General features: G+C 71.4%; 9 protein-coding genes and 1 pseudogene. 2 read left to right on the plus strand and 8 right to left on the minus strand.

The genetic code is table 11. The annotated features are described in order from the left end of the window. Nucleotides 1–38: 38 nt before the first annotated feature. Genes AB8Z36_RS20190 through AB8Z36_RS20200 form a run of 3 tightly spaced genes read right to left on the minus strand, consistent with a single transcriptional unit; the run spans nt 39 to nt 3,302 of the window. Nucleotides 39–1,307: an MFS transporter gene (locus AB8Z36_RS20190; RefSeq protein WP_369214746.1), complete on the minus strand. Its 1,269-nt coding sequence runs from the start codon at nt 1,305–1,307 to the stop codon at nt 39–41. Nucleotides 1,308–1,336: 29 nt separating this feature from the next. Next, nucleotides 1,337–2,287 (minus strand): alpha/beta hydrolase, encoded by a 951-nt coding sequence (locus AB8Z36_RS20195; RefSeq protein WP_369214747.1) that lies wholly within the window; start codon nt 2,285–2,287, stop codon nt 1,337–1,339. 13 nt (nt 2,288–2,300) lie between these two features. Beyond that, nucleotides 2,301–3,302, minus strand: coding sequence for an alpha/beta hydrolase (locus AB8Z36_RS20200; protein ID WP_369214748.1), 1,002 nt, complete (start codon nt 3,300–3,302; stop codon nt 2,301–2,303). A gap of 118 nt (nt 3,303–3,420) precedes the next feature. Between AB8Z36_RS20200 and AB8Z36_RS20205 the strand changes: the two genes are divergently transcribed. Then, complete coding sequence (locus AB8Z36_RS20205; RefSeq protein ID WP_369214749.1) at nt 3,421–4,413, plus strand: LacI family DNA-binding transcriptional regulator; 993 nt, start codon at nt 3,421–3,423, stop codon at nt 4,411–4,413. A gap of 33 nt (nt 4,414–4,446) precedes the next feature. Here the strand turns inward: AB8Z36_RS20205 and AB8Z36_RS20210 are convergent, their stop codons facing one another. The 4 genes from AB8Z36_RS20210 to AB8Z36_RS20230 all read right to left on the minus strand — a co-directional run bounded on the left by AB8Z36_RS20210 (nt 4,447) and on the right by AB8Z36_RS20230 (nt 7,617). Continuing rightward, complete coding sequence (locus AB8Z36_RS20210) at nt 4,447–4,815, minus strand: AMP-binding enzyme (RefSeq protein WP_369214750.1); 369 nt, start codon at nt 4,813–4,815, stop codon at nt 4,447–4,449. 10 nt (nt 4,816–4,825) lie between these two features. Next, nucleotides 4,826–5,050: an AMP-binding protein gene (locus AB8Z36_RS20215; RefSeq protein ID WP_369214751.1), complete on the minus strand. Its 225-nt coding sequence runs from the start codon at nt 5,048–5,050 to the stop codon at nt 4,826–4,828. A 300-nt stretch (nt 5,051–5,350) separates the two neighbouring features. Next, nucleotides 5,351–6,835, minus strand: a complete 1,485-nt coding sequence (locus AB8Z36_RS20225) for an MFS transporter (RefSeq protein WP_369214752.1) — start codon at nt 6,833–6,835, stop codon at nt 5,351–5,353. A 50-nt stretch (nt 6,836–6,885) separates the two neighbouring features. Then, nucleotides 6,886–7,617 carry an SDR family NAD(P)-dependent oxidoreductase gene (locus AB8Z36_RS20230; protein ID WP_369214753.1) on the minus strand — a complete coding sequence of 244 codons (732 nt, stop codon included), beginning with the start codon at nt 7,615–7,617 and terminating at the stop codon, nt 6,886–6,888. 128 nt (nt 7,618–7,745) lie between these two features. Between AB8Z36_RS20230 and AB8Z36_RS20235 the strand changes: the two genes are divergently transcribed. Next, nucleotides 7,746–8,462, plus strand: a complete 717-nt coding sequence (locus AB8Z36_RS20235; protein ID WP_369214754.1) for a TetR/AcrR family transcriptional regulator — start codon at nt 7,746–7,748, stop codon at nt 8,460–8,462. Nucleotides 8,463–8,566: 104 nt separating this feature from the next. Here AB8Z36_RS20235 and AB8Z36_RS20240 read toward each other — a convergent pair. Beyond that, nucleotides 8,567–9,283: pseudogene (locus AB8Z36_RS20240) on the minus strand (ABC transporter permease); the annotation flags it as partial. Nucleotides 9,284–9,420 lie beyond the last annotated feature (137 nt).

The raw sequence follows: 9,420 nt of genomic DNA on the forward strand, positions 1-9,420 counted from the left end.
CTCCAGTTCAGGGGGTCGGCGCAGGGGAGGGGGCGCCGCTAGCGGACGTTCTTGATCGGCAGCACGGCCAGCCCGCCGGCCGCCGAGGCGATGACGGCGGCGGTGAAGAGCGCGATGTAGTTCGGCCCGCCGTCCCCGATGGCCAGCAGCAAGGTCGCGAGACCGGGGACGATGAGGGCGGGCAGCTGGTAGGAGAGCGCGATGACGGCCTGGCCGGTCCCGGCGCTGTCCAGGTCGGGCAGGAGCTCGGTCATCATGGCGACGTCGACGGAGACGAAGGCGCCCTGCCCCATTCCGGCGAGGGCGATCCCCACGCAGAAGCTGGTCAGGTCGTGGGCGAAGAGGCTGATCAGCAGTCCGAGGGCGGTGAGGAGGGCCGAGGTCCACACGATCGTCTTGCGCCTGCCGGTGCGGTCGGAGACCCAGCCGAACACCAGGGTGGTGACGACGCTGAAGACGAAGTACACGCCGAGGACGGTGCCCTGCGCGGACGGGGCGTCCTCGGAGTCGATGCCGAGCTGGTCGGTGAGGAAGTACAGCAGGTAGGTGATGACGGTGAAGAGCGACATGGTGATGAGCAGCCGGCACACCCACGCCCAGGCGAAGTCCTTGTGCCGCAGCGGGTTGATCCAGTAGCTGCGCAGCAGGCTGCGCCAGTCGACGGGCGTGGCCCGGGTGCGCACGATGTCCTTGAGCACCAGGACCACACCGAGGCTGGCACCGAGGGCGATCGCGGCCGGTATGCCGAACCAGTACAGCGGATCACCCGGCAGCGCCCCCACCAGCGAACTGCCGATCACCGGGGCGATACCGGTGCTGAGCCCGAACATCGCCGCCACGCGGGCCCTGATGCGGGCCGGGATCTGGTCGGCGAGCAGTGCGTTGAGCGCCATGTTCGTCGAGGCGAACCCGGCCTGGGAGAGGATCCAGCCCACCATGATGACCGGGATGTTCGGCGCGAGGGCGAGGACGAGCATGCCGACGGTGCCCAGGAGCGAGCCGCCGAGTATGAAGGGCCGCCGGATACCGGAACGGGCGGTCGACGCGTCGCTGAAGCGGCCCAGTGGTGCCGTGATCAGCACGACCAGGACGCCGCCCACGGCGACGGTCAGGGAGAGCATCTGCGTCTTGTGCTCGGGGTCGAGCTCCGACAGGCGCAAGGGGATGCTGACGGCCGGTGCGGAGACGGCGGCGAGTGCGACACCGAAGTAGGCGAACACGAACAGCGGCAGGAACAGTCTGCGCTGGGGCAGGCCCTGGAACGCCGCTGTGTCGGCGTCCTCGGCCCGTTCCACGGTGGAGGTCATCGTCGTCCTTCTGCTGGCGGGGGCGCGGATCAGTCGTGCAGGGTGCGCAGGGCGGTGGTGATGGCCGCCTGCCCGGCGCGTGCGGTCAGGGAGGCCCGCTCGTACAGGCCGCCCTCGTGGGTCAGGCCCACCAGGCGCAGCGCCGCCACGGGGACACCTGCGGCGGCGAGGGCCGCCGCGTACGCCTCGCCGTCGCCGCGGAAGGGATCGCACTCGGCGGTGAGGATGTAGGCGGACGGCAGGCCGCCGAGGTCCTCGGCGAGCAGCGGTGAGGCGTAGGGGGAGCGCCGGTCCTCGGCCCGGGGGACATAGGCGGCGATCATGTGCTCCAGATCGCCCCACTGCGCTTCGGTGATCTCGATGGCGTCGCGGTCGACGTGACCCAGGGTCAGATCGAGGCCGGGGACCTCCAGGATCTGCAGGGCCAGCGGGTGGCGTGCCCGGTCGCGGTTGACGTGGGTGAGCGCGGCCACCAGGTTGGCGCCCGCGGACTGCCCGGACAGGGCGATGCGCCGGGGGTCGACGCCGAGCGCACCGGCCTCGCGCACCAGCCACTCCAGGGCGGCGTAGCCCTGTTCGAGCGCGGTCGGGTAGGGGTGCTCGGGAGCCAGGGCGTAGGAGACCGCCGCGACGACGATGTTCGCCTCGGCTGCCCGCACGGCGCAGTGGGTGGCGACGCTGGGGTGGTGGATGCCGCCCTGGCGCCAGCCGCCGCCGAAGAAGTGCAGGCACACCGGCAGGCCGGCACCGGAGGTCGGCTCGCCGGGGTAGTAGAGGCGGACGAGCACGTCGGGGTGGCCTTCCACCGGCACGGTGTGTTCGCGGACCGGCACCTCGGGCGCGGTCGCCCCGAGGTGGGGGTAGACCGCCTGCTCGAACTCGAAGGCGGCCTTGCGCTGCTCCTCGGGGTCGTCGGCCGGTTCCGGGGCGGGGATGCCGAGCGCGGTGAGGGCGCGGATGAGGTGGGCGTCGACGGGCATGGTGGTTCTCCGTTCAGGACAGGGCGCCGGCGGTGCGGCGGGCCCGGGCGTGCAGGAAGTCGATGACGCGGTGCTGCCACTCACGTGCGGTCGCTGACGTCCCGGTGAGGGACACCGAGCCGTGCAGATGACCGGGAGCGCGCCAGGTCCGGGTCGGTACGCCGGCGTCGGCGAGGCGGGCCGCGTAGCGCTCGCCGCTGTCGCGCAGCGGGTCGAGTTCGGCGGTGAGTACCAGGGCGGGCGGCAGGCCGCTGAGGTCGGTGATCTCGGCGGGCGCCGTCCACGGGCCGGCCGGGGCGCCGGTGCCCAGGTACAGGGCGCGGAGTTCGGTGAGGTCGCCGAAGTCGGACAGCGTGCTGAAACGCTGGTAGGAGTCGTCCTGGTCGATGTGCAGGCTCGCTCCGGGGACCTCGAGGATCTGGTGGTCCAGCGGCAGGCCGCTGTCGCGTGCGTGCGCCGCGACCAGTGCGGCGAGGTTGCCGCCCGCCGAGGCGCCGCCGACGCCTATGCGGTCGGGGGCGATGCCGAACCGGGGAGCCGCGTCGATGAGCCAGCGCAAGGCGTCGACGCAGTCCTCAAGACCGGCGGGAAAGGGGTGCTCGGGGGCGAGCCGGTAGTCCACGGCGAAGATGTCGGCGCCGCTGGCCGCGGCCCGGTGGCGCAGCAGCCGGTCGTTGACCACCTCCTGGACGCTGCCCAGGGTGAAGCCGCCGCCGTGCAGGGACAGGTGCCCGAGCCCCACCCGGTCCTGCCCGGGCGGCTGATAGCGCAGGACCGTGACCGAACCGGCCCGGGTGGGCACGTGATGCTCGCTCACCGTGCACTGTGCGTCGCCGGTCAGGGTGAACCGCCTGGCCAGTGTGTCGGACAGGACGAGCGCCGCGTGGCGGCGGCGGGCCGGATCGGGGGACTGGAGTTCGGGAAGGCCTTCCGCGATCTCACCGAGGGCCACGAGCCAGTCCACGACGGCGGGCTCGGCGCCTGCGGCGCGGGCCAGCTCCGGGACGTTCACCATCAAACCTCCATCGAAGTGCTTCGACAAAACACTTTAAACTTCGATCGAAGGCCGGTCAACCATCTGATGACGGGAGTCGGGCGGGCTTGTATAGGCTGCTCAGGTGGGAAAAGGCGACGTGACGATCTATCAGGTGGCCGAGGCCGCAGGCGTGAGCATCTCGACGGTCTCGCTCGCGCTGAACCACCCCGACCGGGTCAGCCCGAAGACCCGCGACCGGATCATCACGGTCGCGGGTGAGCTGGGCTACCGGCCCGGCAGCACCGTCTCCGAGCGGGCCCGCCGCCGCAGCGGACGCATCGCCGTCGTGGCACCCTTCAGCAGCTACGCCACGTACGGGACCCGGCTGGTCGGCATCCTGAAGACCTTCGGCGACCACGACGTCGAGGTCGTGGTGCACGACACCCCGCCGGCCACCGAGTCCGCCTCCCCGATGCTGGAGACCCTGCCCGTGCGCGGCGACGTCGACGGACTGCTGGTCATGGGTGTGCCGCTGGGCAAGAAGGGCGCCGACCGCCTGCACAAGTGGGGGCCGCCGACCGTGCTGGTGGACTCACTCAACGACGAGTTCTCCAGTGTCACCTTCGACGACGAACAGGCCGGCTACCTGCTGGCCCGCCACCTGCTGAGCCGCGGACACCGGCGCCTGACCTACCTGCACGAGCCCTACCGCTCGCCCGCCTACACCTCCGCCGGCAAGCTCAGGCTCCAGGGAGTCACCCGCGCCCTGCGCGAGACGGACGGCGCCGCACCGGACTTCGAGGACCTGGTGCTCGCGGGCAACGACCTGCCCTCCGCACGAACGTGCGCCGCAGACTTCGCACACGGCGCCGACCGGCCCACCGCGGTCATCGCCCACCACGACCTCCTGGCCGCGGGCTTCCTCGCGGGGCTGCGCGCCGCCAAGGTCACCGTGCCTGACGCCGTCGCCGTCGCGGGCTTCGACGACGGACCGCTCGCGGAGGCCCTCGGCCTCACCACCGTCCGCCAGCCCTTCGCCGAATCCGGCGCCCGCGCCGCGGAGCTGCTGCGCTCCCTGATCGAGAAGCCGCAGCAGACCCCCGTACGCACTCTGCTCGTCCCGCAGCTCATCGTCCGCGAGACCACCTGACGCCCCGCGCCGCCGCGCCCCTGGCGGCGGCGGTCACTGGACGGCGCGGTCGTGCTGATCCCAGCGCGGCGCCTGCAGTTCGCGCTTGAGGATCATGCGCGCCGGTGACAGGGGCAGGGCGTCGGCGAACTCGACGCTGCGGGGCGCCTTGTACCCGGCGATCAGGGTCTTGGCGTGCTTGCGGACCTCCTCCGCGGTGAGGGTCCGCCCCGCCCTGAGGACGATGACCGCATGGACGCGCTCGCCCCAGTCGGCGTCCTGTACACCGATCACGGCGAAGGAGGCGACGGCCGGATGCCGGACGATCGCGTTCTCCACCTCGGCCGAGTAGACGTTCTCGCCACCCGAAACGATCATGTCCTTGAGGCGGTCGACCACGAAGACGTACCCCTCCTCGTCCATGCAGGCGCCGTCACCGGTGTGCAGCCCCCCCCCCGCGCAGGGCCGCGGCGCTCTCCTCGGGCTTGCGCCAGTAGCCCTGCATGATGTGATCGCCCCACAGGGCGATCACACCGACCGTCCCCGGCTCCACCTCGCGCCCGGCGGGATCGACGATCTTCACCTCGCCGTGGGCGGCGGCCCGCCCGGCCGAGCGCAGCCACCGGCCCGACGCGTGGTCGGCACCGCTGCCCGCCACTCTTGTCCAGTTGGTCGATGTGGCCGAGCAGTTCCAAGCCGCCCCAGGAATCCAGGCCGAAGCCCTCGGCGATGGCCTCCACCAGCGTGGACTTCCCCGAACCATTCTCGCAGGCTCGCAGGAAGAACACCTTGCGGGCCGACCAACTGCCCAGCATGCGCCGTCCGCACGCGGTCGCGTCGAAGCGCATGTACTGCTTGGGTTCGGGTTGAGCTGGTGGTGGGCTGCCTCCCCGGTGTCATGGGAGATGGTCCGGCGGCGCCGTCTCGCGGGCGGGGGGGGGGGGGGGGGGGGGGGGTGTCACGTGGTGGGTGGGGGGAGGTCGGCCGGGTCGGGTCTTTGGGTCGGCAGGATCAGGCCGCAGACGACGGCTCCCGCTGCGAAGATCGCGCTGGTGGCCCAGAACGCGGTGCTGTAGCTGTGAAGCACGGCGTCGGCGCGGTCGGTTGGGCTGGCAGGGTCCTTGCCGACGAGGTAGCGGGCCAGTGCGGAGGCGGCCAGGGAATTGAGCAGCGCGGTGCCGGTCGAGCCGCCGATCTGCTGGGCGGCGTTGACGGTGGCGGAGGCGATGCCCGCGTCCCCGGGTCGCACCCCCGCGGTGCCGGCGCTCATCGCGGGAGCGATGGTGGCGCCGATGCCGAGCCCGAACACCAGCAGCGGGCCGAGGACGGCTTCGGCGTAGGTGCTGTGGGAGCCGATGCGGGTGAGCCAGGCCATGGCGGCTGCGGCGATGAGCATGCCGATGGCGACCGGGACCCTGGCGCCGAGGCGCGGGTAGAGCTGGGTGGTGGCGATCCCGCCGGCCACCACCAGGGTGCCGACCATGGGCAGGAACGCCAGCCCGGTCATCAGGGGCGTGTAGTGCAAGGTGCCCTGGAGGTAGAAGTTGAGGAACAGGAACGCCCCGAACAGGCCGATCCCGGCGATGAGGATGGCGAGGTGGGAGCCGCCGCGGTTCCGGTTCACGATGATGCGCGGGGGCAGCAGCGGGTGGGCGGTGCGGTTCTGCCACCAGGCGAAAGCCGCGAGCAGGACGGCGCCGGCAGTCAGGAAACCCCAGGTGGCCGGGGAGCTCCACGGGTGCGACTCCACGGCGGCCAAGCCGTAGACGACGCAGAACAAGCCGGTGGAGACGAGGACGGTACCGGCAACGTCCAGGTGGGGTCGCTGCTCCGGCTTGGGCCGGCGCGGGATGAGCAGCAGGGCGCCGATGATCGCGGCTGCGGCGATGGCCACGTTGACGTAGAGAGTGAAGCGCCAGTCGAGGTACTGGGTCAGGGCCCCGCCCAGCAGCATGCCGACCGCGGCGCCGGAACCGGAGACCGCGCCGAACACGGCGAACGCTCTGGCCCGTTCCTTGGTCTGGGTGAAGGTGGTCGACAGGAGGGCCAGCGCGGCTGGGGCGATCACCGCGCCGGCGGCGCCTTGCAGGGCGCGGGCGGTGACCAGGATGCCGAAGTTCGGGGTGGCGCCGCCCAGCGCGGAGGCGCAGGCGAATGCGGCCAGGCCGATCAGGAGCATCGTGCGCGGGCCGACGAGGTCACAGACGCGCCCCGACGGCAGCAGCAGGCTGGCGAAGGTCAGCGAGTAGGCGGTGACGATCCACTGCCGGTCGCCGTCGGAGAAGCCGAGGTCGGCCTGGGCATGTGGCAGGGCGATGTTGACGATGGTGACGTCGAGGACGTCCATGAGCTGCGCCAGGCAGATCACGGCCAGGATCCACCAGCGCCGGTCGGGCGGTACGGAGAGTCGGTCGGCGAGTGTGAGGGCGGGAGTGTCGGACATACGTGGTTCTCGATTCGGGCTCGCGGGCGCCGCGGGGCCTGGAGCGGGTTTCAGACGGAGGTGCGGCCGTCGCTGAACAGCTGGCCGGTGGGGCCGTCGGTGCCCAGGGTGGCGGCCCGGACGATGTCGCGGGCGCTCTCGGCGGCCGGGCGGTCGGTTCCGTCGTCGCCGCGCTCGGGATGCGTGGCGGTGTTGCCCGGGTCCACGGCGTTGACCAGGACACGGGTATCCGCCAGTGCACGGGCCAGGACGCCGGTGAGGGCGTTGAGCATGTACTTGGCCATGGAGTAGGCCGGGGAGCGCAGGGGCGCTCCGAGATCCAGGCCGGTGGCGATCTGCTGGGCGGACAGGCTGGAGACGTTGACGATCCGCGCGGCGGGCGCCGCGGTCAGCAGCGGGACCAGTGCCTGGGTCAGCGTCCACGGGCCCAGCACGGAGACCTCCATCGCGGCGCGCACGTCGTCCATGTCGGCATCGAGTGCGGACAGGACCCGGAAGTCGGGCATGGCACTGGCATTGTTGATCAGGGCGTCAAGGCGGCCGAAATCCCGGGCGAGGCGGTCGGCCACCTCGCGCATGCTGCCCTGGTCAGACAGGTCCAGGCGCAGGGCTGTGGCCTCATGTCCTTCTTCGCGCAGCCGTGCGGCCAGCGGTTCGACGGCTGCCAGGCGGCGGGCGGTGAGGACGACGTGGAAGCCCTCCCCGGCGAGTTGCCGGGCGGTGGCGAAGCCCAGCCCGGCCTGGCGGCCGACCCCTGTGATCAGAGCGGTCTTGACGGTCATGGCGGTTTCCCTTCCAGAGGGGGAGGCGAGGCGGCGAGGCACTCGCTTCGTCCGGATGAACTTTGTTCAGTACTAATGAACAGGATACTCCTCGATGAACTTAGTTCAGATCTCGGTACAATGGACGCATGGCCACCGACCCCAGGCAGCGCCGCGCCGCCCGTCACGCTCAGTCCGACACGACCACCGCCCGCTCTGCTCAGCGCCGCGAGCCGCTGACGCTGAACCGGATCACCGACGCGGCCCTCCAGGTGTGCGCGACCGAGGGCTACGACGCGCTCACGGTGCGCCGGGTCACCGCCGTCCTGGGCACCGCCCCGTCCGCCCTGTACGCGCACATCGTCAACCGGGACGACCTCGACGACCTGATCGTCGGCCGCCTGTGCTCGCGCATCGAGCTCCCCGAACCCGACCCCGCCGCTTGGCGGCAGCAACTGCGTGACGTCCTGACCCAGATGCGGGATCTGTACCTCGAGTACCCGGGCATCTCGCGGGCGGCACTGGCCATGGTGCCGACGAACCTGGAGACCCTGCGCGTCAGCGAGGGCCTGCTGGCCATCCTGCTCGCCGGAGACGTCCAGCCGCAGGCCGCCGCCTGGGCCATGGACGCGCTCTCGCTCTACGTGGCGGGCTACGCGCTGGAACACTCCCTGGTTCTGCGGCGCAGAAAGAGCGAGGACGACGAGTGGGTGCTCAGCCACGACGAACTGGTCCGCCGCTTCACCGCGCTGCCCGCCGACACGTTCCCCAAGACCCGCAAGCACGCCGCCGAGCTGACCTCAGGTACAGGGCACGACCGCTTCGACTTCACCCTCGACCTCATCCTCGACGGCCTGCCACGCTGAGAACAACCCGACTGCCGCGCCTGCCGATCTCTCGCGCGTGCGATGCCTGACGGACCCCGGCAAGCTGCTGGGTGTGCTGCGCACCGCGTGCTGGTTGCCGCGCGTTATGACCACCGGCGCAGTGCTGCTCTGGCCGGAAAGGTGACCGCCAGCAACGACAGGATTCCGCCGACTGCCGCGAACGCCCCGTAGATCAGCGGAGGCACATAGGGAGCCTCGCCGGTCAGACCGCTCATCATTGGGAACAGTGTGGCCGCGGCGATCGCGGTGCCGAGAAGGAGGCCGACGGTGAAGACCAGCAGGCCCTCCCAGCGCAGCATCCGCATCACCTGGCCGCGGGTGGCGCCGACGAGACGCAAGGTGTCCAGCTCGCGGCGGCGGTCGAGGACCGTCATCACCAAGGTGTTGATGGCGGCTATGGCAGCGAAGCCGCCCAAAACCGCGGCCATCATGTAGTTCGACCAAGCGCCCGTCTTCGCGTCGAGGCTCAGCTCAGTGGTGTAGGCGGAGGCATCGGTGACCTCTCCCAGGGCTGCGAGCGGCGCGGCCGAACCACCTCGTACCAGCAGCGTGCTGTCGAAGTGCTGGGTGACGTGGCCGTTGAGGGAGGCTCGGTCCATGGTGACCGTGGCCAGGCCGGGGCCGCGACCGTAGACCGCGACGACCACGGGACGGACCTTGGTGCCGTCCGGGAGATACAGCGGCATCCGGTCGCCGACCTGGACCTCGGCCGAGGTGGCCAGTGTCTTGTCGATGGCGATGTGGCCCTGGCCGAGCTGGTCAAGGCTGCCCGCCCTCACGTCAAGGTCCTGCGCTTTCGCGGGCCATCCTCGACGTCCTGCTCACCCTGGATGCCGACTGCGCCACCGCTCACGCCGTCGCCCGCCTGCACCGCGAAGGGTGTCGTTCGGCGCGGGAGCCGCCGTCCACGCCACCCGCCCCACCCTGGAACGCCCCG

Origin of the sequence: Streptomyces flavofungini (genome assembly GCF_041028215.1) — a bacterium.
GTDB classification, from domain to species: Bacteria; Actinomycetota; Actinomycetes; order Streptomycetales; family Streptomycetaceae; genus Streptomyces; species Streptomyces flavofungini_B.

What these genes read in the sequence shown, in the direction of transcription:
- AB8Z36_RS20190 (WP_369214746.1), bottom strand. Translation starts at nt 1,307, where the DNA reads ATGACCTCCACCGTGGAACGGGCCGAGGACGCCGACACAGCGGCGTTC.
- AB8Z36_RS20195 (WP_369214747.1), bottom strand. Translation starts at nt 2,287, where the DNA reads ATGCCCGTCGACGCCCACCTCATCCGCGCCCTCACCGCGCTCGGCATC.
- AB8Z36_RS20200 (WP_369214748.1), bottom strand. Translation starts at nt 3,302, where the DNA reads ATGGTGAACGTCCCGGAGCTGGCCCGCGCCGCAGGCGCCGAGCCCGCC.
- AB8Z36_RS20210 (WP_369214750.1), bottom strand. Translation starts at nt 4,815, where the DNA reads ATGGACGAGGAGGGGTACGTCTTCGTGGTCGACCGCCTCAAGGACATG.
- AB8Z36_RS20225 (WP_369214752.1), bottom strand. Translation starts at nt 6,835, where the DNA reads ATGTCCGACACTCCCGCCCTCACACTCGCCGACCGACTCTCCGTACCG.
- AB8Z36_RS20230 (WP_369214753.1), bottom strand. Translation starts at nt 7,617, where the DNA reads ATGACCGTCAAGACCGCTCTGATCACAGGGGTCGGCCGCCAGGCCGGG.
- AB8Z36_RS20235 (WP_369214754.1), top strand. Translation starts at nt 7,746, where the DNA reads ATGGCCACCGACCCCAGGCAGCGCCGCGCCGCCCGTCACGCTCAGTCC.